The organism is Streptomyces sp. NBC_00536 (genome assembly GCF_036346295.1).
Taxonomy (GTDB): Bacteria; Actinomycetota; Actinomycetes; order Streptomycetales; family Streptomycetaceae; genus Streptomyces.
Genome location: NZ_CP107819.1, coordinates 4,417,651 through 4,441,650, shown reverse-complemented (window position 1 = coordinate 4,441,650; position 24,000 = coordinate 4,417,651). Strand labels below are relative to the sequence as shown.

The window sequence follows — 24,000 nt, the reverse complement described above, 5'->3', positions numbered from 1 at the left end:
GAATCTGCGCACCCGTCAACCCTCCCCCATGCATGTCCCCTCAAGGGGCGGTTTCCCAGGGTTTCCCCCGTGTCGCGGGCCGTTACCCCACCCTGAACCCCGAACAGGCGATACGCGCGTACTTCTTGGGGTCATCCTCGACGTGGTAGAAGACCACCGTCCAGTCCCCCCGGTCGGACGCCAGGGCCGGGGCGCCGGCTCCCTTGCCGTCCGTGTAGGTACGGAACTGCGTCGGATAGGTCAGCTCCAGGTACTCGCCCGAGTCCCAGTTCTCGTAGATGTCCACGGGCACGCTCGTGGCCCCAAGCCCCCCGGCCGCCACCTGGGAGGGCGACTTCACGGCCACCGCGACGTAGTAGGGCGCCGGGCGGGTGCCCCGGTCCGGGTCGCCCGCGCCCTTGGGCCGCATCTTCACCGTCATCGTCTTGCCGGGCACGCCGTTGGTGTGCGTGGAGACGGTGGAACTCTCCATTCCGGTGCCCGGCGCGTCCTCCTCGCCCGAGACCTCGTTGCACAGCCCGCTGCCGTACTTCGCCATCTCCGGATCCTTGTCGAGCGTCCAGCGCTCCCGCGAGGTCCGGCTCTGCTCGATGTGGTCGGCGGGCGGCCCGGCCTTGGCCTTGCCCTTGCCCGGCGACGCGCTCGCCTTCCCGTCGGGCGTCCGCGCCCCGGCGGACGCCCCCGCGCCCCCACCGGCCCCGGCCCCGTCTCCCCCTCCGCCCACCGGGAACTGCCAGTAGCCCACCGCCCCCACCACCGCCAGCGCGAGCACACCCCCCACCCAGCCCCGCCCCCGCCGCCGCTGCGGGCCCGCGGGGGCCTCGGACGCGGCGGTGTCGCCGTCCGGCGAATCAAGCACCCGGCCCGGCACCCGGCCCGCCGACGGGTCGGCCACCGAGCCCGTGTCCGGTCGCGCGATCGGCTCGGCCCCCGGCCCCCGGCCCGGCCCCTGATCCGCCGCAGAATCCGGCACCCGGCCCGGCTCCGGCCCGGACACTGGGATCGGCCCGTGCTCCGGCCCCGTTCCCGCACCCGCGACGGGCCCCGGGAACGTTCCCGATCGCGGCTCCGACTCCGGGTACGGCTCCGCCTCTGGCGTCGCGACCGGCGACGGCCGGGGGCCCGGGCCCACAACCGGCTGCGGCACCCGGTCCGGGTCCGGGAGCACCCGCGTCGCCACGGGATGCACCGCACCCGGGATCGCCTCGCGCAGCGAACCCGGCAGCGAACCCGGCGGCGCCACCAGCTCCGCGTACACCGGGTCGTCCACCAGCGCCCGCGCGACCCCGCACCGGCGGATCACCTCCGCCGGTGACGGCCGCGCCGCCGGGTCCTTCGCCACGCACGCCTCGATCAGCGCCGCCAGCCCCGGTTCCACCCCCGCCGCGTCCACCGGCTCGTGCACCGTCCGGTACCAGACGCTCGCCGCCTCGCCCGCCCCGAACGGCGGCCGCCCCGTCGCCGCGTACGCCAGCAGCGCCCCCAGCGCGAAGACGTCGGCCGGGGCCTCCCCCGCCGCGCCCAGCAGCACCTCGGGCGCCGTGAACCCCGGCGTCCCCGGCGACTGGCCCTCCTGCGTCAGCGCGGTCACCCCGACCCCGCGGGCTATCCCGAAGTCGATCAGCTGCGGCCCCTGCGCCCCCAGGATCACGTTCTGCGGCTTCACGTCCCGGTGCGTCACCCCCTGCTCGTGCACGCCGGCCAGCCCCTCCGCCAGCGCCGCCCCCAGCGCCCGGCAGGTGTCCGCGGGCAGCGCGCCCCGGTCCTGCACCGCGTGGGCGAGCGTGGGCCCGGCGACGTACTCGGTGGCCAGCCAGTACGGGGCCTGCTCCAGCGAGGCGTCGATCAGCCGCGCGGTGTACGCGGAGCGCACCTCCCGCACGGTGTTCGCCTCGCGCCGGAACCTCGCCAGCGCCTGCGGATGCCCGAGGATCTCCTCCCGGACCACCTTGACGGCGACCAGGCGCCCCCCGGGCGACCGCCCGAGGTACACCTGCCCCATCCCCCCGGCCCCCAGCCGGGCCACCAGCACGTGCACCCCGATCCGCGTCGGATCGGTCTCCCTCAGCGCGTCCATGCGCGAGAGCCTGTCACAGGGTCAGCGCGGAGCGACGTACAGGCTCTGCGCACTGCGCCCGATGGGCCCGTCCTCATCGTGCAGGCGGGCGTCGGCGAGCCCGATCCCGGCCGCGTCCACGCTGGTCCGGGCCTCCACGCAGGCCCACTCGCCCACCGGATGCCGGTGCAGGTGGACCGTCAGGTCCCCGTTGATGAACAGGTACTTGGCGAAGTCCAGGACCGCGCTGATGCCGTTCCCGGAATCGGCCGCGATCAGCACCCGGTCCAGCGGCCGGGTCTCCTCGCCCACGATCAGCGGGACCCGCATCCGCATCCAGCAGGTCCCCGGGCCGGGCTCGGTGAACGTCCCCTCCGTGAAGCGGGTCTCCATCGCCGTGTGGTAGCCGGTCGACCACGGCACCGGGAAGAACGGCGTACGCCCCACCGCACCCGGCGGCGGCACGGCGGGCCCCGGCAGCACGGCCGGGACCGGCTCCCCGGCCACCCGGATCCGCAACGCCCGGGCGAACATCACCGGCGCCGCCCCGGCGGGCGCGAGCGCCGCCTCGATCACCTCGGTGCCGCGCCCGGCCCGCAGGACCGAGGTGGTGATCTCCAGCGGCCCGATCGGGACCGGCCGCAGGATCTCGTAGGTGATGCGCGCGACCCGCATGTCGTCGCGGGCGTCCGGGCGCTCCTCGACGGCCCGGCCGAGCAGCGCGGCGGGCGGCCCCGCGTGCTGCGAGTCCCGGTCCCACGGCCCGCGCGTATAGGCGGAGGCGAGGAACCGCCCGGCGCCGGTCCGCTCGTAGAACCCCTCGACCGGCACGTCCTCAGCGTCGTCCATGCCGCGCACGCTACCCAGAGGTAACCAGCCGCACCAGCCCCCACCGCCCACGGGGGACAATGGGACCGTGTCCAGCTCTCACCCCGCCTCCGCCCCCACCTCCGGACCCACCTCCGGACCCACCACGGGCCCCGGCCCCGCCGCGCGCCCCGGCCCCGCCTCCGGCCCGGCCCTGCCGCTGCTCCAGGCCGACTGCGCGAGCTGCTTCGCCCTGTGCTGCGTCGCCCTGCCCTTCGCCCGGTCCACCGACTTCGCCGTGGACAAGCCCGCCGGCACCCCCTGCGCCAACCTCCGGCAGGACTTCCGCTGCGGCATCCACACGAAGCTCCGCGACAAGGGCTTCCAGGGCTGCACCGTCTTCGACTGCTTCGGCGCGGGCCAGCAGGTCTCCCAGGTCACCTTCGAAGGGCGTGACTGGCGCACCCACCCCGGCACCTCCCGCGAGATGTTCGATGTCTTCCCGGTGATGCGCCAGCTCCACGAGCTGCTCTTCTACCTCGCCGAAGCCCTCACCCTCCCGGGCGCCCGCCCCGTCCACGCCGAGCTGCGGCGCGCCCTGGCCGAGACCGAGGAGCTGACCCGCGCCGACGCCGCGACGCTGGCCGCCACCGACGTCGGCACCCGCCGCGCCGCCGTCAACACCCTGCTGCTCAAGACCAGCGACCTGGTCCGGGCCGCCGTCCCCGGCCGCAAGAAGAACCACCGCGGCGCGGACCTGATGGGCGCCCGCCTCTCCGGAGCGAACCTGCGCGGCGCCACCCTGCGCGGCGCCTACCTGATCGCCGCCGACCTCAGCCGGGCCGACCTGCGCTCCGCCGACCTGATCGGCGCGGACTTCCGGGACGCGAACCTGAGCGGGGCCGACCTCACCGGCAGCATCTTCCTCACCCAGGCCCAGCTGAACGCGGCCCGCGGCGACGCCGCCACCCGCATCCCGCCCACCCTGACCCGCCCGTCCCACTGGTCCTGACCCCCCGCAGCGCCCCGGGCCCCCAGGCCCCGCTCCCCGCGGCCCGGCCCGCACCCCCGTGACGGGCCGGACCCCGGGCAGCGGAACCGGACGCCGCGCCCCCCGGTGCGCGGTGTGCCAGAACCGGTGCTCGGTGTCCCGGAGCCGGCGCGCGGCGCGTCAGAGCCGCGCGAGGAACTCCCGCACCGCCTCCGTGAACCCCTCGGGGTCATCGGTGTGCACCCCGTGCCCGGCGGGCAGCTCCACCAGCCGCACCCCCGGCCGCCGGGCCGCCATCTCCCGCGCGTGCCCCGCCGACAGCACCGTGCTGCGGTCCCCCCGGACCAGCAGCGTCGGCTGCCGCACCGCCAGCCAGTCCGCCCAGTGGTCCCCCTGTATCGCCTCGCTGGACGCCAGGATGTCCTGCGCGTCGAAGGCCAGCCCCCAGCCGTCCTCGTACTCCCGCACCGAGTCCGCCAGGAAGCCCGCCGCACCCCCCAGCCCCGCGATCAGCTCCTCCCGGCTGCCCGCCCGGCGCGGCCAGTCGAGCACGAAGGACAGGTCGTCGTCGACGACGGCCCCTATGTCCTCGACCACCACCGCCCGCACCAGCTCCGGCCGCCGCGCGGCCAGCTGGAAGGCGTTGACCCCGCCCAGCGAATGCCCCAGCACCACGGCCGGGCCGGGCATCAGGTGGTCCAGTACGGCCGCCGCGTCCGCGACGTACCCCTCCCGCGAGTACTCCGGCGCCCGGTCCGAATCCCCGTGCCCGCGCTGGTCCAGCGCGATGACGCGCCACCGCGGGGCCAGCTCCCGGGCGAGGCGCGCGAAGGTCCGGCCCTCCATGAAGTGCGCGTGCAGCGCGAGCAGCGGCTCCCCCGGCCCGCCGAAGTCCGTGTACCGCAGCGTGCGCCCGGCCACCTCCACCACCCCCGGCAGCGGCCCCAGCTCGTCCATGACCCGCTGCCGCAGCAGCTGGTACTCCTCCCAGCGCCGCGGCCGCCGGTCCGCCGCCCGCCGCACGACCCGCCCCGGGGTCACCGTCTCGCCGCGACGGAACTGCTCCCGGGTCAGGTCGACCCGTATGCCCCCGGCCAGCCGGTTCCAGCAGTGGTAACCCTCCTGGCGGCCGTCGAGGAAGACCTCACCCACCATCAGGTCCCCACCGAACAGGTCCTGGACGACCAGCGCCGTGATGTCACAGTGCCCCCAGGCCGGGTTGTCGGCCGACCAGGGAATGCGCGTGATGTCCGAGGGGCAGGCCAGATCGGCCGACCAGCCGGCCCGGATGGCCGACTCGATGTCCGCGAGGGTCCAGGATGTCGTCGTCATGCCCCCAGGGTGCCGCAGGCCACTGACAACGCCCCCGCGCACCTCAGGGCTTGACCAGAGCCGTCCAGCCCGACGGGCACGTGAGCGTCCCCATCGGCGAGTACGTGCAGGAGTTCTCGTACACGGCACCCATGACCGTCAGCACCTTCACGTACACGCTGTTCGGATTCTCGGCCTCGACGGACACGCTGCACGCGTCCCGCGGGTGCCCCGGGTTCAACGGACCGGTCAGGTCACGCCAGTAGTACGTACCCACCGTCGGCGTCATCCTGCGCACCCCGATGGACGTCCGGCCGTGCACCAGCGCGGCGCTGAACTCCAGGCCCCTGTTTCCCCTCACCGTGTCCACATCGGTGCACTGCCCGCCGGCCGGACCCGCCGGCCCCCGGTCCCCCTTCGGCCCCCGGTCCCCCTTGGGCCCCTTGGGCCCCACCGGACCGCGCGGCCCCTGACACTCCGTCCGTGCCGTGTCATGGCACTTGCCTCCCGGAGGGGGAGAGCCCGCCCCCTGCCCGGCGGCCGCCGCCGGACCCGCGATCCCCGCACACGCGAGCGCCACCGCCAGTACGAGCCCACCGGCCGGCCACACGAGCCGACCAGCCTTCGATGCGGAACCCATCCGTGAACCCATCCGATTGCTCCTTGCGTCGTCTCTCATCGTGGAACGTCGTGCGCTCCGACCGGAAGCAGGGGGAGCATGACCCGGGCCCGGCATGCCGATCATCCGACATTCCGTCAGTCAGCCCATATGTCAGCGGGTTGGTCCAACGACACGCGACCCCACTGGGCCGAACGGCGGCCACCCGAGCAGACCCGCACCCCGCCTCGCGTACGCCGGGACGACAATCATTGCCCGGGGTCACACCCCGTGATACACAGAGTGACCAGGTCAGCGGACGTGGGCGGGGCCCGGACCGGGAGATCAGGCAAAGAGAGCCGTCAAGTCGACATACGACGGCGATTTCATCAGCGAAGATAGGACGTGACCCCTGCCATCGGGCACGGGCCTTGCGGAACTACCCATACAGGGGCGGTGAGTTACATGATCCTGGCGGCCGAAAAGGGCGACATCACCACCATCATCGGCGGAATCGCCCCGAACTGGGGCCCGTTCGGAAGTCTCGGCAACGAAGCGAAAGTCATGATCGAGGTGGTCATGGCCGTGGCCATCCTGCTCTGCCTCGGCATCGCGATCTGGGGCGCGGCCAAACAGCGCATCGGCGCGACCGCCCTGCGCGACACCTTCAGCGCCGAACAGGGCAAGGGCCTGATCGTGGCCGGGCTGACGGGAGTGTTCATCATCGGCTCCCTCGGCACCCTGTTCACCATCGTCTACGGGATGGCCGTCTAGCCACGCAGCCGGCTCACCACCTGATGACGACTCACCACACCGCGTCCGCGCGGCCACCAGCGCTACCGTCGTACGACGCCGAGGGGGCGGACAGGGAATGAGCCACGACGACCAGTACGGCGGCACCGGCCCAGCCCACGGCGAGGTCGGCGGCACCGGCCAGACCCGCACCCGCCTCCCGGACTCCCCCTCGGACCTCTACCCGGGCCCCCGCCGCGGCCCCCGCCCCTCCCGCGGCCTGATCACGGTCGTCGGCGTGGTTGTCCTCCTGATCGCGGCCATCGCGTTCGCGAACCAGAACCAGGACTCCCCGACCACCCCCGGCTCCACCAAATCCCCCACCACCACCTCCACCGCAGCCACGGGCACCACCCCGGTGGACGGCAAGAACGGGACGATCCCCCGCGGATTCGCACACGACGAACAGGGTGCGCAGTCGGCCGCCGCCAACTTCGCGGTGGCGCTCGGCTCTGACGGCATGTTCAAGGCGGACAGCCGCCACACCATCGTGGACGCGATCTACACGCCGGACGCGGCCGCCCGCCTCAAGGGCCCGCAGGACGCGGCTTACTCGGCAGCGTTCCTCGCCAAGCTCGGACTCGACGTGAACGGCAACCCGCCCCAGGGCAGCACCTTCGTCACCCGAGCCGTTCCGGTCGGTACCAGAGTGGACAGCTTCAGCCCGGGCGGCGCCAAGGTCTCCGTCTGGTACACGGGACTGATCGGCATGTCCGGCGACAAGTCCACCAACCCCGTGCGGACCTCCTGGTACACGTGGGCCTTCGACCTGGCGTGGTCCGGCGGCGACTGGAAGGTCACCGCCGACAGCCAGCACGAAGGCCCCGCCCCGGTGCCCGGTGACGTCGCGGCGGCACCCTCCGACGACATCAGCAAGGCCATCAAGGAGTTCGGAGGGTTCACCTATGCCCGCTAGCCTCCGGCTCCGGTTCGGGGTTCTCGCCTCCGTCCAGCTGGCTGCCGTCGCCCTGGCCACGCGTGCCTACGCGGCCCCCGGCCCGACGACGACGCCGACCCCGACGCCCACGCCCAGCGCGAGCAACAACCCCTGCGACCTGCTCATCGGCCCCGCCAAACAATTCTGCGAACGAGGCGACGGCAACCCCGGCGGAGCCCCCCGCACAGGCCTAGCCCCCACCAACCCCACAGACGCCCTGAACCCCCTCGCCTCCCTCTCCAAGGGCTGCGCCGAAGCCGCCTCCTGGATCGTCGGCAAGCTCAGCAAGGCCGTCAACAGCACCGCGAACGTCGACTTCACCAACCCGTCCTTCCTCAAGCAGTACGCCGTCGTCTTCGCCGCCTCCGCCGTCCTCACCCTCGTCCTGTGGCTCTTCGCCGTCGCCAAGCGGGCCATCCGCGGCGTCCCCTTCACCACCGCCATGTCCGAAGCCATCGGCTTCCTCTGGCTCACCGTCCTGGCCTCCGCCTTCACCCCCCTGATCCTGTACACCGTCGTGTCCGCGACCGACGGCGTCACCCAGGTCATCGCCACCGCCACCGGCGGCCAGAGCGACGTCTTCTTCGGCTCCTTCGCCGAAGCCCTCAAGAAGGGCGACGACATCGGCGGCGGCCCGATCATGCTGATCGTCGTCTCCCTCGTCACCGTCCTCGCCGCGGGCGTGCTCTGCCTCGAACTCGTCATCCGGGCCGCCCTGCTCTACGTCGGCGCCCTCCTCGGCGTCGTCGTCTACGCGGGCCTCGTCGACCGGAACCTGTGGGGCCACGTCCGCCGCTGGGCGGGCATCATGATCGCCGTCATCCTCGTGAAGCCGGTCATCGTCATCGTGCTCGGCCTCGCCGGAGCCCTCGCGGGCGAGAAGGGGCCGAATGCCCTGTCCGCCGTCGTCTCCGGCCTCGCCATCATCCTCCTGGCGATCTTCGCCTCCGCGATGATCTACCGTTTCGTTCCCGGCTTCGGCGACGAGATCGCCTCCGCCCGCTCCAACCGCAGCAAGGCCACCGACGGCGCCCAGGCGGCCGCCGTCATCAGCTCCCCGGCCTCGCTCGTCTCCCAGGGCATCAAAACGCACAGCAGCCGCGGCTCCCACCGCGCGGGCGACGGCGGTGGCGGCAATTCCGCCCCCCGCCCCGCCAACCCCCTCTCCGGAGGCGTGGCCGCCCACAGCAGCCGCCCCACCGGCGGATCCGGCGGCGGATCCGCAGCCACCCCACCGCCCCGCACGAGCACCGGCACGAGCAGCACGAAGAACACAGGAGGTGACGGGCGTTGACGACCCAGTCCCACCAGATCCACCCGGTCGCGCCCCGCCGCACGTATCTCATCGGCCGCGCCCGGCCGAACGCGATCGTCGGCAAGAACCGCGAGACCGGAGAGATCGCGCTGATCATCGCCGGCGCGTTCCTCGGCATGATGAGCGGACTGCTCGTCCCCGGCATCGCCCCGCGCATCGCCATGCTCGCCGGCTTCCCCGTGCTCGCCCTCGCCGCCGTGTACGTCCCCTACAAGGGCCGCACCTTCTACAAGTGGTTCGAGATCAACCGCAGCTTCAAGCGGACCCTGCGGCGCGGAACGGCGTACCGCTCGGCCGCCATGGAAGCGGGCATCCGCGGCTCCGACGGCCGCGAGGTCGAGGTCGGCCCGCCCCCCGGCATCGGCCGGATCAACTGGCTCGCCGCCCCCTTCGGCCCCGACGAGATCGCCGTGCTCCTGCACGCCGACCGCCGCACCGTCACCGCCGCCATCGAGATCGAGGGCCCCGGCGTCGGCCTGCGCGACAGCGAGGACCAGGAAGCGCTCGTCGACCGCTTCGGCACCCTCCTCAAGCACGTGGCCAACGGCGACGGCTTCGTCACCCGCCTCCAGATGCTCGCCCGCACCCTCCCGGCCGACCCCGACGCCCACGCCAAGGACGTCGCCCAGCGCGGTGACACCACCGCCCCCGGCTGGCTCCGCGACTCCTACGACCAGCTCCAGTCGATGGTGTCGACGTCCTCCGAGCAGCACCGCGCGTACCTCGTCGCCTGCATGCACTTCACCCGCGAACTCGCCGCCGAGGCCGTCACCATCGCCCGCGCCTCCACGCCCCACAAGGGCCGCAAGCTCGACCGCGACGCGGGCCTCGCCATCGTCATGGCCCGCGAACTCACCGACATCTGCGCCCGCCTCGCCGAAGCCGACATCCGCGTCCGCCAGCCCCTCGGCCAGGGCCGCCTGTCCTCCCTCGTGCACTCCATGTACGACCCGGACCACCCCATCGACCACATCCAGGCCATGACCAAGCGCAACGCCTGGCCCGCCGAACTCGACGCGATGGAACCCACCTACCTCCAGGCCAAGACCCGCGAGTCCTCGACCCGCGCCCCCTGGTGCCACGCCACCGCGTGGGTGAAGGAGTGGCCGATGACCCCCGTCGGCGTCAACTTCCTCGCCCCCCTCCTCGTCCACACCCCGGACGTCATCCGCACCGTCGCCGTCACCATGGACCTCGAACCCACCGAGATCGCCATCGAACGGATGCTGACCGAGAAGACCAACGACGAGGCCGACGCCAGCCGCGCCGCGAAGATGAACCGCACGGTCGACCCCCGCGACATCGCCGCCCACGGCCGCCTCGACCAGAGGGGTGAAGATCTCGCCAGCGGCGCTGCGGGAGTCAACCTCGTCGGGTACATCACCGTGTCCTCGCGATCCCCCGAGGCCCTCGCCCGCGACAAGCGCACCATCCGCGCCTCCGCCGGCAAGTCGTACCTCAAGCTGGAGTGGTGCGACCGCGAGCACCACCGCGCCTTTGTGAACACACTGCCGTTCGCGACCGGCATCCGACGCTAGCCGGAGGGAAGAAGCCGCCATGCGAGATCCGCTGTCCGCGATGTCGGACGCCTTCACCAGCTTCCTCTTCGGAAAGGTCGAGACGACCCGCCTCCCCGTACGCACCTCCACCGGCCAGGCCCAGGCCGTGTACCTGCCCACCGCCGCCCCCGGCCTCGGCGACTCCGGCGTCATCATCGGCCGCGAGGTCTACAGCGGCAAGGGGTACATCTACGACCCCTTCCAGCTGTACGGCCAGCAGCTCCCGGCCCCCCACTGGCTGGTCCTCGGCGAATCCGGCAACGGCAAGTCCGCCCTGGAGAAGACCTACGTCCTGCGCCAGCTGCGCTTCCGCGACCGGCAGGTCGTCGTCCTCGACGCCCAGGGCGAGGACGGCGTCGGCGAGTGGAACCTGATCGCCCAGCAGCTCGGAATAATGCCCATCCGGCTCGACCCGGTGGCCGCCCTCGACGGCGGCATCCGGCTCAACCCGCTCGACCCGGCGATCACCACCACCGGCCAGCTCGCGCTGCTCCGCACGATCATCGAGGTCGCGATGGGGCACGGCCTGGACGAACGCTCCGGCTTCGCCCTCAAGGTCGCACACGCCTACGTCAACGAGACGATCAACGACCGGCAGCCCGTACTGACGGACATCGTCGAGCAGTTGCGCCACCCGGAACCCGAATCCGCCGAGTCCATGAACGTCGGCATAGACGACGTACGGGCCTGGGGCCTGGACGTCGCCCTCGTCCTGGACCGCCTCGTCGACGGCGACCTCCGCGGCATGTTCGACGGGCCCACCTCCGTCGGCATCGACCTCGACGCGCCCCTCATCGTCTTCGACCTGTCCCACATCGACCGCAACTCCATCGCCATGCCCATCCTCATGGCGATCGTCGGCGTATGGCTCGAACACACATGGATCCGCCCAGACCGGAAGAAACGGATCTTCCTGGTCGAAGAGGCATGGCACATCATCAACTCCCCCTTCGTCGCCCAGCTCTTCCAGCGCCTCCTGAAGTTCGGCCGCCGCCTCGGCCTGTCCTTCGTCGCCGTCGTCCACCACCTCTCCGACGTCGTCGACGGCGCGGCCGCGCGCGAAGCCGCCGCCATCCTCAAAATGGCCTCCACCCGCACCATCTACGCCCAGAAAGCCGACGAAGCCCGGGCCACCGGCCGCGTCCTCGGCCTCCCGCGCTGGGCCGTCGAAATCATCCCCACCCTCACCCCCGGCATCGCGGTCTGGGACGTCAACGGCAATGTCCAGGTGGTCAAACACCTCATCACCGAATCCGAACGCCCCCTCGTCTACACCGACCGCGCCATGACCGAATCCTCGGTACCGCACCAGCTCCCCGACGAGCTGCTCGCGGCCGAACTCGAAGCGGAGGAGCGAGCCCTGCGAATCGAACGGAACCGCAACGGCGGCCACGGCCCCGGCTCGGCGACCACGGTGGCCTGAGCATGGCCGACCCCCGCCGTACGGACCCCCGCCACCCCACCGGACAGCAGCGCGGCGGCATCCCCGACGGGCTGCTGCTCGCCCTGCTCGCCTTCCTCCTCGGCCTGGCCGTCCTGGTGTGGTCCGCCACCGGCCTCGCCGCCTGGATCACCCGCGGCGCCTGGCCCGGCACCGTCACCTTCGGCCACACCCCGGCGGCGATCCGCGCCCTGATAGCGCAACCCCACGACGTGGCGGGCGCCTGGCCGGACACCGACCCCGCCGCCCTGTCGGGCTGGGGCCTGTTCTGGGGCACCTTCATCAGCCAGCTGCTCGTGCTCTTCGTCGCCACCGTCTTCGTGATCGGCGTCGTCGCCCGCACGAAGTCCCGCCGCGCCCAGGCCCGCCAGGCCCCGGAGCAGCCCCCGGCCCCCGAACCGGCCCCGTTCCCGGTCCAGCCCGTGACGGCGTACGAACCCCCGCGCCCCGCACCCCGACCAGCGGCGCCCCAGCCCCCCGCCCCCACGGACGAGGCCTACCGCTACGGCTTCGGCTACGCCCCCGCGACACCCCCGGCGCCCTCCCCGTCCCACGGGGAGCAACGCCTCCAGTACGCGGATCCCGACCGCCGCCACCAACTCGCAGCGCAGAGCATCGTCATGGCCGAGGGCGCAGCGCTCATCGTGACCTCGTCCCCCGCCCTCTGGGCCGAGACCAAGGACGCCCGCGCCAAACTCGGCCCTGTCCTCCTCTACGACCCCGCCCACCTCTGCGACACCCCGGCCCGCATGCACTGGAACCCGGCCGAGGGCTGCGCCGAGCGCGACACCGCCGCGGCCCGCGCCGCCGCCCTGCTGGCGCCCGTACGCCCCCAGGCCCGCATCGACGCGGCCGTCGCCGACACCGCGGAAACGCTCCTGCGCAGCTGGCTGCACGCCGTCGCCCTCGACAGCCGCCCGTTCAAGCAGCTGCACCGCTGGGCCCAGGGCACCAACGCCCAGGAGCCGGTCCGCATCCTGCGCACCCACCCCCATGCGGCCCCCGGCGCGGCCGGCGAACTCGAAAGCGCCCTCACCGCCCACCCCGAACGCCGCGAACTCGCCCAGCACCTGACGGCCCGCGCGCTGAGCTGCCTGTCCTCCATCAACGTCCGCGAGGCATGCAACCCAAACCGAACGGATTCGCTCACGCTGGCATCGTTCCTGACCGAAGGGGGCAGCCTGTACGTGGTGGGCGAGCCCCTGGAGGACCCGCGCACCCACCCGGGTGCGATGCCCCTCCTGACCGCACTCACCGCAAGCGTGGTCGAGCACGGCCGTCGCATGGCCGCACGGTCATCCCACGGTCGGCTCGACCCACCACTCTCGCTGGTCCTGGACGACATCGCCGCCGTCGCCCCGATCCCGCAACTCCCGGAGCTGCTGGCCGACGCCACCGGCCTCCCGGTCCTGGCCCTGTGCCGCAGCCGCGAACAGGCCCGCTCCCGCTGGCCGGAAGCCGACCTCCCCCTCCCGGCGCACTGAGTACCCATCGGCCGGCGCAGGGGCTGGATCAGGGACGGGAGATCAGATACTCGAACTCCTTCGCTCCGGAATCCCCGGGCATCGGCACCACGGTCCCGCTCGCCGCGAACCCGAACCGCCGGTAGAAGGCCTGGGCCCGCGCGTTCTCCTCGTGCACGAAGAGCCGTACGCGCTCCAGCACCGGCTCCTCCAGCCCCCAGGCCCAGTCCAGCGCGGCCTGGAACAGCGCCTCCGTGAGCCCGGTCCCCCGCTGCTCGGGCCGTACGAACACCCCCACGAGGTGCCCCTGCTCGACCGGGATCACCTCATCGAAGATCCCGCGCGCCCCGGCGCTCTCCAGGAGCACCGTCACGGACCCGACCCAACGCCCGTCGGCCGCCTCGGCCACGAACTGCCGGACCGGGTTCCCCTTGGCCCCGCCCTCGGCCCTGCCCTGCCAGAACTCATCCGGCTGAGCCGCGGCCTCCACCGGGTTCTCCAGGAAGGCCACCGGCGCCACCGGATCGGCGAGCGCGGCCAGCCGCAGCTCCTTGACCTTCTCCCACTCGTCGGCCCTGATCCCACGTATCACGTACTGGCTGTCCTCGTTCATGGCCAAGATCCTAAGCCGCACCCCCACCCCGGCCTCCACTGCTTTTTCCTGTACTCCCCTTTTTTGGTCCGGAACGCAGAAAAGCCCCGCACCATAAGGTGCGGGGCTTTCCCGGAAAAATTGTTCGGCGGCGTCCTACTCTCCCACAGGGTCCCCCCTGCAGTACCATCGGCGCTGAAAGGCTTAGCTTCCGGGTTCGAAATGTAACCGGGCGTTTCCCTAACGCTATGACCACCGAAACACTATGAAGTTAACCAAACCGGATATGGGCACGGTTCGTTACTTCAGAACTACACAGTGGACGCGAGCAACTGAGGACAAGCCCTCGGCCTATTAGTACCAGTCAGCTCCACCCGTTACCGGGCTTCCACATCTGGCCTATCAACCCAGTCGTCTACTGGGAGCCTTACCCTCTCAAGGAGGTGGGAATACTCATCTTGAAGCAGGCTTCCCGCTTAGATGCTTTCAGCGGTTATCCCTCCCGAACGTAGCCAACCAGCCATGCCCTTGGCAGGACAACTGGCACACCAGAGGTTCGTCCGTCCCGGTCCTCTCGTACTAGGGACAGCCCTTCTCAATATTCCTACGCGCACAGCGGATAGGGACCGAACTGTCTCACGACGTTCTAAACCCAGCTCGCGTACCGCTTTAATGGGCGAACAGCCCAACCCTTGGGACCGACTCCAGCCCCAGGATGCGACGAGCCGACATCGAGGTGCCAAACCATCCCGTCGATATGGACTCTTGGGGAAGATCAGCCTGTTATCCCCGGGGTACCTTTTATCCGTTGAGCGACAGCGCTTCCACAAGCCACTGCCGGATCACTAGTCCCGACTTTCGTCCCTGCTCGACCCGTCGGTCTCACAGTCAAGCTCCCTTGTGCACTTACACTCAACACCTGATTGCCAACCAGGCTGAGGGAACCTTTGGGCGCCTCCGTTACTCTTTAGGAGGCAACCGCCCCAGTTAAACTACCCATCAGACACTGTCCCTGATCCGGATCACGGACCGAGGTTAGACATCCAGCACGACCAGAGTGGTATTTCAACGGCGACTCCACAACCACTGGCGTGGCTGCTTCAAAGTCTCCCACCTATCCTACACAAGCCGAACCGAACACCAATATCAAACTATAGTAAAGGTCCCGGGGTCTTTCCGTCCTGCTGCGCGAAACGAGCATCTTTACTCGTAGTGCAATTTCACCGGGCCTATGGTTGAGACAGTCGAGAAGTCGTTACGCCATTCGTGCAGGTCGGAACTTACCCGACAAGGAATTTCGCTACCTTAGGATGGTTATAGTTACCACCGCCGTTTACTGGCGCTTAAGTTCTCAGCTTCGCCACACCGAAATGTGACTAACCGGTCCCCTTAACGTTCCAGCACCGGGCAGGCGTCAGTCCGTATACATCGCCTTACGGCTTCGCACGGACCTGTGTTTTTAGTAAACAGTCGCTTCTCGCTGGTCTCTGCGGCCACCCCCAGCTCACGGAGTAAATCCGATCACCAGTGATGGCCCCCTTCTCCCGAAGTTACGGGGGCATTTTGCCGAGTTCCTTAACCATAGTTCACCCGAACGCCTCGGTATTCTCTACCTGACTACCTGAGTCGGTTTAGGGTACGGGCCGCCATGAAACTCGCTAGAGGCTTTTCTCGACAGCATAGGATCATCCACTTCACCACAATCGGCTCGGCATCAGGTCTCAGCCTTAATGTGTGACGGATTTGCCTATCACACGGCCTACACCCTTACCCCGGGACTACCACCGCCCGGGCTGGACTACCTTCCTGCGTCACCCCATCGCTTACCTACTACCACCTTGGATCAGCGGCTCCACCACTTTCCTTTCCCCGAAGGGTCCGGAACGGCTTCACGGCCTTAGCATTAATGGATTCGATATTGGGCGTTTCAAAGCGGGTACCGGAATATCAACCGGTTGTCCATCGACTACGCCTGTCGGCCTCGCCTTAGGTCCCGACTTACCCTGGGCAGATCAGCTTGACCCAGGAACCCTTAGTCAATCGGCGCACACGTTTCTCACGTGTGTATCGCTACTCATGCCTGCATTCTCACTCGTGAACCGTCCACAACTAGCTTCCGCTGCTGCTTCACCCGGCACACGACGCTCCCCTACCCATCACAGCGGGCGTTGGCCCTATTGCTGCAATGACACGACTTCGGCGGTACGCTTGAGCCCCGCTACATTGTCGGCGCGGAATCACTTGACCAGTGAGCTATTACGCACTCTTTCAAGGGTGGCTGCTTCTAAGCCAACCTCCTGGTTGTCTCTGCGACTCCACATCCTTTCCCACTTAGCGTACGCTTAGGGGCCTTAGTCGATGCTCTGGGCTGTTTCCCTCTCGACCATGGAGCTTATCCCCCACAGTCTCACTGCCACGCTCTCACTTACCGGCATTCGGAGTTTGGCTAAGGTCAGTAACCCGGTAGGGCCCATCGCCTATCCAGTGCTCTACCTCCGGCAAGAAACACGTGACGCTGCACCTAAATGCATTTCGGGGAGAACCAGCTATCACGGAGTTTGATTGGCCTTTCACCCCTAACCACAGGTCATCCCCCAGGTTTTCAACCCTGGTGGGTTCGGTCCTCCACGAAGTCTTACCTCCGCTTCAACCTGCCCATGGCTAGATCACTCCGCTTCGGGTCTAGAGCGTGCAACTCAATCGCCCTATTCGGACTCGCTTTCGCTACGGCTTCCCCACACGGGTTAACCTCGCTACACACCGCTAACTCGCAGGCTCATTCTTCAAAAGGCACGCAGTCACGACCCATTGAGTAAACTCAATGAGCGACGCTCCCACGGCTTGTAGGCACACGGTTTCAGGTACTATTTCACTCCGCTCCCGCGGTACTTTTCACCATTCCCTCACGGTACTATCCGCTATCGGTCACCAGGGAATATTTAGGCTTAGCGGGTGGTCCCGCCAGATTCACACGGGATTTCTCGGGCCCCGTGCTACTTGGGAGATTCTTAAGCAAGCCGCTGATGTTTCGTCTACGGGGGTCTTACCCTCTACGCCGGACCTTTCGCATGTCCTTCGACTACATCAACGGTTTCTGACTCGCCGACCGGCCGGCAGACCGATCAAAAGAATTCCCACAACCCCGCATGCGCAACCCCTGCCGGGTATCACACACATACGGTTTGGCCTGATCCGGTTTCGCTCGCCACTACTCCCGGAATCACGGTTGTTTTCTCTTCCTGCGGGTACTGAGATGTTTCACTTCCCCGCGTTCCCTCCACACTGCCTATGTGTTCAGCAGTGGGTGACAGCCCATGACGACTGCCGGGTTTCCCCATTCGGACACCCCCGGATCAAAGCTCAGTTGGCAGCTCCCCGGGGCCTATCGCGGCCTCTCACGTCCTTCATCGGTTCCTGGTGCCAAGGCATCCACCGTGCGCCCTTAAAAACTTGGCCTACAGATGCTCGCGTCCACTGTGTAGTTCTCAAGCAACGACCAGCCACCCATCACCCCACCAGACAAGCTGGCGAGTTCACTGGGGCCGGCATCGCAGAAAGCACAACCTCACGGCCGTACCTTCAGATACCCAACAACGTGCCAGGCACGACCACCCTTTGGAATCTTCTTTCCACGCCGAAGCAGTACTTGAAGACCTTCAGGTCTGATCGCGCCAAATAATCAACGTTCCACCCATGAGCAACCGTGCGAGTCATTCGCTCGCAGTCGGCTATATGCTCCTTAGAAAGGAGGTGATCCAGCCGCACCTTCCGGTACGGCTACCTTGTTACGACTTCGTCCCAATCGCCAGTCCCACCTTCGACAGCTCCCTCCCTTACGGGTTGGGCCACCGGCTTCGGGTGTTACCGACTTTCGTGACGTGACGGGCGGTGTGTACAAGGCCCGGGAACGTATTCACCGCAGCAATGCTGATCTGCGATTACTAGCAACTCCGACTTCATGGGGTCGAGTTGCAGACCCCAATCCGAACTGAGACCGGCTTTTTGAGATTCGCTCCGCCTCGCGGCATCGCAGCTCATTGTACCGGCCATTGTAGCACGTGTGCAGCCCAAGACATAAGGGGCATGATGACTTGACGTCGTCCCCACCTTCCTCCGAGTTGACCCCGGCAGTCTCCTGTGAGTCCCCATCACCCCGAAGGGCATGCTGGCAACACAGAACAAGGGTTGCGCTCGTTGCGGGACTTAACCCAACATCTCACGACACGAGCTGACGACAGCCATGCACCACCTGTATACCGACCACAAGGGGGCGACCATCTCTGGCCGTTTCCGGTATATGTCAAGCCTTGGTAAGGTTCTTCGCGTTGCGTCGAATTAAGCCACATGCTCCGCTGCTTGTGCGGGCCCCCGTCAATTCCTTTGAGTTTTAGCCTTGCGGCCGTACTCCCCAGGCGGGGAACTTAATGCGTTAGCTGCGGCACCGACGACGTGGAATGTCGCCAACACCTAGTTCCCAACGTTTACGGCGTGGACTACCAGGGTATCTAATCCTGTTCGCTCCCCACGCTTTCGCTCCTCAGCGTCAGTAATGGCCCAGAGATCCGCCTTCGCCACCGGTGTTCCTCCTGATATCTGCGCATTTCACCGCTACACCAGGAATTCCGATCTCCCCTACCACACTCTAGCCTGCCCGTATCGAATGCAGACCCGGGGTTAAGCCCCGGGCTTTCACATCCGACGCGACAAGCCGCCTACGAGCTCTTTACGCCCAATAATTCCGGACAACGCTTGCGCCCTACGTATTACCGCGGCTGCTGGCACGTAGTTAGCCGGCGCTTCTTCTGCAGGTACCGTCACTTTCGCTTCTTCCCTGCTGAAAGAGGTTTACAACCCGAAGGCCGTCATCCCTCACGCGGCGTCGCTGCATCAGGCTTTCGCCCATTGTGCAATATTCCCCACTGCTGCCTCCCGTAGGAGTCTGGGCCGTGTCTCAGTCCCAGTGTGGCCGGTCGCCCTCTCAGGCCGGCTACCCGTCGTCGCCTTGGTAGGCCATTACCCCACCAACAAGCTGATAGGCCGCGGGCTCATCCTTCACCGCCGGAGCTTTTAACCCCCGCCCATGCAGGCAGGAGTGTTATCCGGTATTAGACCCCGTTTCCAGGGCTTGTCCCAGAGTGAAGGGCAGATTGCCCACGTGTTACTCACCCGTTCGCCACTAATCCACCCCGAAGGGCTTCATCGTTCGACTTGCATGTGTTAAGCACGCCGCCAGCGTTCGTCCTGAGCCAGGATCAAACTCTCCGTGAATGTTTACCGGATATCCGGTTTCCACTCGCGTTGAGCGGGACAGTCATGCCGGAATATGGCCGACCGTCCACTGCGTCCTCGCTGTTGTGGTTGCCTGCAAGCACCCGAAGGCCTCACAGGTCTTTTTCAAAGGAACCTCATCCACCGAAGTGGACGGGGTATCAACTTCTGGCGTTGATTTTTGGCACGCTGTTGAGTTCTCAAGGAACGGACGCTTCCTTTGTACTCACCCTCTCGGGCTTTCCTCCGGGCTTCGTTCTTCGTTTCCGACTCTATCAGACTCTTTCGTGTCCGATTCCCGGTCGAAGCGGGTTTCACTTTCCAGGTTTTCGCTTTCGCGTTTCCCTTTCCGGTGAGACCGACTCTATCAGAAGTTTCGGACCGGTTCTCCCGGCGTTCACATCTGAAAAAGAGCGGAGTGCACCCCTGATGGATTTCAATTCCATGGAAGGGGGGCGGTAAGACTCTAAACCATCGCTGCCGAACTTGTCCAGTTCGAGGCAACCGTTCGACTCTACTCAGCCACCAGCGCCGTGTCAACGCCCCCGCGTACGCCCGCGCAACCCGCACAACAAGCCGTGCAGCTCGGCCGTGTCGATGATGTGGGCCCGCGCGGGAAGGACCCGGCGCAGCAGGATCTCGTGGACTTCGGGGTCGGGGTCGGCGATGCCGTCGGACAGCACGTAGACGCCGTAGTCACGGTCGGCCGCGTCGATGACGGTGGACAGGACGACCCCGCTGGTGCTGAAGCCGGCGACGACCAGGGTGGTGATCCCGCGCTCCCGCAGCTGCTCGTCGAGGTCGGTGGTGGACATGGCGCCGTACCGGACCTTGCGCACCACGATGTCTCCCTCCCGCGGCGCCAGGCGCTCGTGGACGGCGGTGGCCGGATCCTCGTCGTGCATGAGGCGGTACTCGGCCAGCGGGCCGAAGGACTTGTTCGCCGCCGGGACCGCGTCCCAGTCGGCCTCCGTAAAACCGACGCGGACGTAGGCGACGGCTCCGCCACTGGCGCGGATGTCGGCAATGGCACCTTCCACACGGGCCAGCAGGGCCTCGCCGTCCTGGCCCTCGGGCAAATGGGCCAGGACCGCGGGCTGGAAGTCCATGACGAGCAGGGCGGTGCGCGCGGGGTCGAGTGCGGGGGTGGTGTTCACGAGAGTGTGCTCCTTGCTTCTGGCGCCGGGGCGGTTTCGTGGTCGTGCCGGGGAAGCAGGAAAGGGGTGACCAGCAGGAGGAGGCCGGCGACGGCGATCGCGGTGCGGGGGCCGGTGATACCGGCCAGCAGGCCCCACAGCCCGGTCATGGCCGCGACCGTCACCTTGCTGGTGACCGACCACGCCGACAGGGTGCGGGCGATCCGGTCCGGCGCCGTCTGGTCGAGCCGGTAGGTGGCGAACACCGGGTTGAAGACACCCATGCAGGTGATCAGCCCGAACTCGACCACCACGACCAGCACCAGCCCGGTCACGCCGGGCCGGACGAAGGCCAGCCCGAGCGACCAGCACGCGCGCAGCGCACCGGCGGTGAGCATCACCTTGTGCCGGCCGAACCGTGTGACGAGCCGGCGGGACAGCCGCGCGCCGACGATCCCGCCGACGCAGGGCAGGCCGAAGGCGAGGCCGTACTGCCAGGGGGCGAACCCGAGGTCGCCGAGCATGAGGACGGCGAGCAGCGGCAGGCTCGCCATGATCAGGCCGCTGACCAGGACCGTATTGAAGAACAGGGGACGCAGGGTGGGGTGCGTGAGGACGTACCGCCACCCTTCGAGCAGGTCGCCGGGCCGCAGCCGCGCCCCGGGCCCGTCCGTGCGCACGGGGCGCGGCTCACCGCCGCCGCCGATCGCCCGTAGCCCCGCGGCGGAGAGCAGGTAGCTGACCGCGTTGGCCACCACGGTCATCACCGGGCCGAACAGTCCGATCGCGGCCGTGCCGGCCGGCGGGCCGAGCACCGTGGCGGTCCAAGTGGTGGACTCGAACCGCCCGTTCGCGACGAGCAGGTCCTCCGGCCGCACCAGCGCCTTCAGATACGCGCCACTCGCCGCGTTGAAGGCGATGTCGGCCGCACCGACGACGACGGACACGACCAGGAGCTGGCCGAACCCGAGCAGACCGAGTGCGTAGGCGGCGGGGACGCTCATCAGGGCCGCGAACCGGATCAGGTCCATCGCGATCATCACCGGCCGCTTGCGCCGGAACTCCACCCACGGCCCGAGCGGCACCGCGACCACCGCCCCCACCGCCAGCCCCGCGGCCGTCAGCGCCGACACCTGGGCCGGCCCGGCGTGCAGCACGAGGATCGCGATGAGGGAGAACGCGTCGAAGGCGAGCCACGTGCCGAAGGTGCTCACCCCGTACGCCGCCCACAGCCACCCGAACCGCCGGCCCAACCGCCTTCCGCCCACCATGCTCAGCACACCGCCTTGATCTCCCGCTCGTACAAACTGAAGTTGACCAGGAAGAGCAAAACCGTCAGCGCTGTGGCAGGTCAAACAACCGATCCACGGGCCGGTCACAACCAAACGTTGTCCCCTAAGGTGGAGCGCCATGGACCTCGACACCGTCCGGACCTTCGTCGCCGTCGCCGACACGGGGCAGTTCCAGGAAGCCGCCGTCGAGCTGGCGGTCACCCAGCAGGCCGTCTCCAAGCGCATCGCCGCGCTGGAGCGCAGCCTCGGCGTACGGCTGTTCATCCGCACCGCGCGCGGCGCCGACCTCACCATCGACGGGCAGGCGTTCCTGCCCCACGCGCGCGAGCTGCTGCGCGTCGCCGAGCGCGCGGTCGCCTCCGTACACCCCGGCAGCCGTCCGCTCCGCGTCGACGTGCTCGCCTCGCGCGGCGCGCAGGCGGGCCTGATGCGCGCCTTCCACCGTGCGCACCCCGAGATCGACCTCGACGTGGTGATGCTGTTCGAAATCGAGACGGCCATCGCCAACATCCGTTCCGGTGCGATCGACGCGTCCTTCCGTGCCGTCGGTGCGCCCGGGCGGCCGCTTCCCGAGGACATCGAGTCCGTCCGGGTCCTCGACGAGCCGCTCCAGCTCCTCACCGGCCCCGCCCACGCGCTGGCGGGCGCCCGGTCGGTGACCCTCGCCCAGCTCGCCGGGCACCGGATCTGGATGCCCGGCATCGTCCCCGGCACCGAGTGGGCCGCCTACTACGACGATCTCGTCGCCGAATTCGGCCTCACCATCGAGGCCACCGGCCCCAACTTCGGCTCCGACGCGCTCCTCGACACCATCGCCGACACCCCGGCCCTGGCCACCTTCATGGGTGAGCACACGCGCCTCGTCTGGCCCGCCGGCCACGGCCTGCGCCGCATCCCGGTGACCGACCCGACGCCCGTCTACCCGCACTCACTGATCTGGCGCCGCGACAACCCGCACCCCGCCCTCACCGCACTCCGCGACCACCTGCGCGCCGTCCAGCCCGGCCACCCCGCCGACGACACGTGGACCCCCGCCTGGACACGGCGCTGACGGACGTCCGTCGCACGTCGCACCGCTCTCACCCGAGAACGAACGGCAGGCGCTCCGCCAACTCACCCAGCTCAGCGGCCTGTTCCCCACTCGCGGTCCGACGCCCGGTACCGATGAGCAGCGCGTCCGTATCGGAGAAGGTCGCGGGGAACTGCGCACCGGCGATCCGCTCCAGCAGCTCACGTGACCGGGCGAGCCCCTCGTAAGGCGGCTCCGCCGCGGCCGGGAGGTGCGCGATCAGGTCGAGGTGGTGCAGCGTCCACTCCAGGACGTACGCCGCCAGGTAGTCCCCCGCGGTGAGCACCTGGTCCCGCGTACCCACCCGGAGCGCCCGGTCCGCGAGCCCGGCGGCGCGGCCGGCGGCGGACCCGACGTCGTCGAGGTGGAACTTGAGCAGCCACGGCTCCCCGTACGCAGCCGCGAGCCGCACGACCAGCGCATCGAGCGGGTCGTCACCGGTCGGGGGCTCGACGATGTCCCAGTAGGTCACCGCGTCCCGGGTCGGCTCCGCCTCCACCGGAGTGACCAGCGTGATCAGCACGTCCTGGGCGTCGATGACCAGATGACACACCAAGTCCCGGACCAGCCACCCGGCACACCCGGACGGCCGCCCGAAGTCCTCGTCCGAAAGCCCGGCAACCGCCGTGCGCAACGCAGTCCATGAGCGCGAGAAGTCATCCACGCCCGCAACCTAGCGCCGCGCCGCCGCGCTTGCCGGACGCGCCACCGAAATTCACTTGCGCACCCTCGTGACGTGCGCAAACGTCGCCTGATGACTACGCAGACCCCCCACGTCGACCACGAACTGATCGAGGCCGCGGCGCACGTCGCCCGCACGCGCTGCCGGGGCGACAACCACACCATGGCGGCGGCGGCCCGCGCCCGGGACGGCAGGATCATCACGGCGGTGAACGCCTATCACTTCACGGGCGGCCCCTGCGCCGAGCTGGTCGTCATCGGCGCGGCCGCAGCCCAGGGCGCCTACGAACTCGACACGATCGTCGCCGTGGGCGACCGCGACCGCGGAGTTGTTCCCCCCTGCGGGCGGTGCCGCCAGGCCCTCCTCGACTACTTCCCGACCCTCAAGGTCATCGTCGGCACGGCCGACCGCATCCGCACGGTCCCCATCACCGACCTGCTCCCCGAAACCTACGTCTGGGCGGACCACCAGCTCGAAGCCGAATGATCCGCTTTCTGGTTTCTGGTCCGGAACGCAGAAAAGCCCCGCACCATAAGGTGCGGGGCTTTCCCGGAAAAATTGTTCGGCGGCGTCCTACTCTCCCACAGGGTCCCCCCTGCAGTACCATCGGCGCTGAAAGGCTTAGCTTCCGGGTTCGAAATGTAACCGGGCGTTTCCCTAACGCTATGACCACCGAAACACTATGAAGTTA

Annotated in this window: 17 protein-coding genes and 4 rRNA genes; 9 read left to right on the top strand and 12 right to left on the bottom strand. The window is 68.7% G+C overall.

What is annotated here, in order from left to right; all coding sequences use genetic code 11:
* Positions 1 to 82 precede the first annotated feature (82 nt).
* Both OHS33_RS19505 and OHS33_RS19500 read right to left on the bottom strand, forming a co-directional pair.
* Positions 83 to 2,077 (bottom strand): serine/threonine-protein kinase, encoded by a 1,995-nt coding sequence (locus OHS33_RS19505; RefSeq protein ID WP_330331686.1) that lies wholly within the window; start codon positions 2,075 to 2,077, stop codon positions 83 to 85.
* 21 nt (positions 2,078 to 2,098) lie between these two features.
* A complete protein-coding gene (locus OHS33_RS19500; protein ID WP_330331685.1) occupies positions 2,099 to 2,905 on the bottom strand; it encodes a thioesterase family protein in 807 nt (268 codons plus the stop codon).
* A 172-nt stretch (positions 2,906 to 3,077) separates the two neighbouring features.
* On the opposite strand from OHS33_RS19500, the gene OHS33_RS19495 reads away from it, so the two are divergent.
* Complete coding sequence (locus OHS33_RS19495; protein ID WP_330335109.1) at positions 3,078 to 3,875, top strand: pentapeptide repeat-containing protein; 798 nt, start codon at positions 3,078 to 3,080, stop codon at positions 3,873 to 3,875.
* Between the two features lie 159 nt (positions 3,876 to 4,034).
* On the opposite strand, the gene OHS33_RS19490 is transcribed toward OHS33_RS19495, so the two are convergent.
* Both OHS33_RS19490 and OHS33_RS19485 read right to left on the bottom strand, forming a co-directional pair.
* Entirely contained in the window at positions 4,035 to 5,186 is a 1,152-nt protein-coding gene (locus tag OHS33_RS19490) for an alpha/beta fold hydrolase (RefSeq protein ID WP_330331684.1), read from the bottom strand.
* Between the two features lie 43 nt (positions 5,187 to 5,229).
* Complete coding sequence (locus tag OHS33_RS19485; protein ID WP_330331683.1) at positions 5,230 to 5,526, bottom strand: hypothetical protein; 297 nt, start codon at positions 5,524 to 5,526, stop codon at positions 5,230 to 5,232.
* A gap of 702 nt (positions 5,527 to 6,228) precedes the next feature.
* Here OHS33_RS19485 and OHS33_RS19480 point away from each other — a divergent pair.
* The 6 genes from OHS33_RS19480 (at position 6,229) to OHS33_RS19455 (ending at position 13,291) form a co-directional block, all read left to right on the top strand.
* Positions 6,229 to 6,537, top strand: coding sequence for a hypothetical protein (locus OHS33_RS19480; RefSeq protein ID WP_008742356.1), 309 nt, complete (start codon positions 6,229 to 6,231; stop codon positions 6,535 to 6,537).
* 97 nt (positions 6,538 to 6,634) lie between these two features.
* Complete coding sequence (locus tag OHS33_RS19475) at positions 6,635 to 7,471, top strand: hypothetical protein (RefSeq protein WP_330331682.1); 837 nt, start codon at positions 6,635 to 6,637, stop codon at positions 7,469 to 7,471.
* Complete coding sequence (locus OHS33_RS19470) at positions 7,461 to 8,786, top strand: hypothetical protein (RefSeq protein WP_330331681.1); 1,326 nt, start codon at positions 7,461 to 7,463, stop codon at positions 8,784 to 8,786. Before OHS33_RS19475 ends, OHS33_RS19470 begins: the two co-directional genes overlap by 11 nt.
* Positions 8,783 to 10,345: an SCO6880 family protein gene (locus OHS33_RS19465; RefSeq protein WP_330331680.1), complete on the top strand. Its 1,563-nt coding sequence runs from the start codon at positions 8,783 to 8,785 to the stop codon at positions 10,343 to 10,345. Before OHS33_RS19470 ends, OHS33_RS19465 begins: the two co-directional genes overlap by 4 nt.
* 19 nt (positions 10,346 to 10,364) lie before the next feature.
* Positions 10,365 to 11,789 (top strand): ATP-binding protein, encoded by a 1,425-nt coding sequence (locus OHS33_RS19460; protein WP_330331679.1) that lies wholly within the window; start codon positions 10,365 to 10,367, stop codon positions 11,787 to 11,789.
* A gap of 2 nt (positions 11,790 to 11,791) precedes the next feature.
* Positions 11,792 to 13,291, top strand: a complete 1,500-nt coding sequence (locus OHS33_RS19455) for a type VI secretion protein (RefSeq protein ID WP_330331678.1) — start codon at positions 11,792 to 11,794, stop codon at positions 13,289 to 13,291.
* A gap of 28 nt (positions 13,292 to 13,319) precedes the next feature.
* On the opposite strand, the gene OHS33_RS19450 is transcribed toward OHS33_RS19455, so the two are convergent.
* From OHS33_RS19450 to OHS33_RS19425, 6 genes are all read right to left on the bottom strand, one after another.
* Entirely contained in the window at positions 13,320 to 13,883 is a 564-nt protein-coding gene (locus OHS33_RS19450; protein WP_330331677.1) for a GNAT family N-acetyltransferase, read from the bottom strand.
* Between the two features lie 122 nt (positions 13,884 to 14,005).
* A 5S ribosomal RNA gene (gene rrf / locus OHS33_RS19445) occupies positions 14,006 to 14,122 on the bottom strand.
* Positions 14,123 to 14,196: 74 nt separating this feature from the next.
* A 23S ribosomal RNA gene (locus OHS33_RS19440) occupies positions 14,197 to 17,318 on the bottom strand.
* 287 nt (positions 17,319 to 17,605) lie between these two features.
* A 16S ribosomal RNA gene (locus OHS33_RS19435) occupies positions 17,606 to 19,130 on the bottom strand.
* Together the 16S, 23S and 5S rRNA genes form the textbook arrangement of a ribosomal RNA operon.
* 536 nt (positions 19,131 to 19,666) lie before the next feature.
* Positions 19,667 to 20,287 carry a cysteine hydrolase family protein gene (locus OHS33_RS19430; protein WP_330331676.1) on the bottom strand — a complete coding sequence of 207 codons (621 nt, stop codon included), beginning with the start codon at positions 20,285 to 20,287 and terminating at the stop codon, positions 19,667 to 19,669.
* Positions 20,284 to 21,537: an MFS transporter gene (locus tag OHS33_RS19425; protein WP_330331675.1), complete on the bottom strand. Its 1,254-nt coding sequence runs from the start codon at positions 21,535 to 21,537 to the stop codon at positions 20,284 to 20,286. The genes OHS33_RS19430 and OHS33_RS19425 overlap by 4 nt, the downstream gene beginning before the upstream one ends.
* A gap of 139 nt (positions 21,538 to 21,676) precedes the next feature.
* On the opposite strand from OHS33_RS19425, the gene OHS33_RS19420 reads away from it, so the two are divergent.
* The gene (locus OHS33_RS19420) at positions 21,677 to 22,609 is read left to right on the top strand and encodes a LysR family transcriptional regulator (RefSeq protein WP_330331674.1); all 933 of its coding nucleotides are present in this window, start codon (positions 21,677 to 21,679) and stop codon (positions 22,607 to 22,609) included.
* Between the two features lie 28 nt (positions 22,610 to 22,637).
* Here OHS33_RS19420 and OHS33_RS19415 read toward each other — a convergent pair whose 3' ends face one another.
* Positions 22,638 to 23,291, bottom strand: coding sequence for a maleylpyruvate isomerase N-terminal domain-containing protein (locus OHS33_RS19415; protein WP_330331673.1), 654 nt, complete (start codon positions 23,289 to 23,291; stop codon positions 22,638 to 22,640).
* Between the two features lie 90 nt (positions 23,292 to 23,381).
* Here OHS33_RS19415 and OHS33_RS19410 point away from each other — a divergent pair, with 90 nt between their 5' ends.
* Entirely contained in the window at positions 23,382 to 23,795 is a 414-nt protein-coding gene (locus tag OHS33_RS19410; protein ID WP_330331672.1) for a cytidine deaminase, read from the top strand.
* A 74-nt stretch (positions 23,796 to 23,869) separates the two neighbouring features.
* Here OHS33_RS19410 and rrf (OHS33_RS19405) read toward each other — a convergent pair.
* A 5S ribosomal RNA gene (gene rrf / locus OHS33_RS19405) occupies positions 23,870 to 23,986 on the bottom strand.
* Positions 23,987 to 24,000: the final 14 nt, after the last annotated feature.

Bases quoted from the DNA above. Each gene is read 5' to 3' on its own strand.
- OHS33_RS19470 (WP_330331681.1), top strand. From the start codon at position 7,461: ATGCCCGCTAGCCTCCGGCTCCGGTTCGGGGTTCTCGCCTCCGTCCAG.
- OHS33_RS19425 (WP_330331675.1), bottom strand. From the start codon at position 21,537: ATGGTGGGCGGAAGGCGGTTGGGCCGGCGGTTCGGGTGGCTGTGGGCG.
- OHS33_RS19410 (WP_330331672.1), top strand. From the start codon at position 23,382: ATGACTACGCAGACCCCCCACGTCGACCACGAACTGATCGAGGCCGCG.
- OHS33_RS19455 (WP_330331678.1), top strand. From the start codon at position 11,792: ATGGCCGACCCCCGCCGTACGGACCCCCGCCACCCCACCGGACAGCAG.
- OHS33_RS19420 (WP_330331674.1), top strand. From the start codon at position 21,677: ATGGACCTCGACACCGTCCGGACCTTCGTCGCCGTCGCCGACACGGGG.
- OHS33_RS19480 (WP_008742356.1), top strand. From the start codon at position 6,229: ATGATCCTGGCGGCCGAAAAGGGCGACATCACCACCATCATCGGCGGA.
- OHS33_RS19490 (WP_330331684.1), bottom strand. From the start codon at position 5,186: ATGACGACGACATCCTGGACCCTCGCGGACATCGAGTCGGCCATCCGG.
- OHS33_RS19475 (WP_330331682.1), top strand. From the start codon at position 6,635: ATGAGCCACGACGACCAGTACGGCGGCACCGGCCCAGCCCACGGCGAG.
- OHS33_RS19450 (WP_330331677.1), bottom strand. From the start codon at position 13,883: ATGAACGAGGACAGCCAGTACGTGATACGTGGGATCAGGGCCGACGAG.
- OHS33_RS19500 (WP_330331685.1), bottom strand. From the start codon at position 2,905: ATGGACGACGCTGAGGACGTGCCGGTCGAGGGGTTCTACGAGCGGACC.
- OHS33_RS19460 (WP_330331679.1), top strand. From the start codon at position 10,365: ATGCGAGATCCGCTGTCCGCGATGTCGGACGCCTTCACCAGCTTCCTC.
- OHS33_RS19505 (WP_330331686.1), bottom strand. From the start codon at position 2,077: ATGGACGCGCTGAGGGAGACCGATCCGACGCGGATCGGGGTGCACGTG.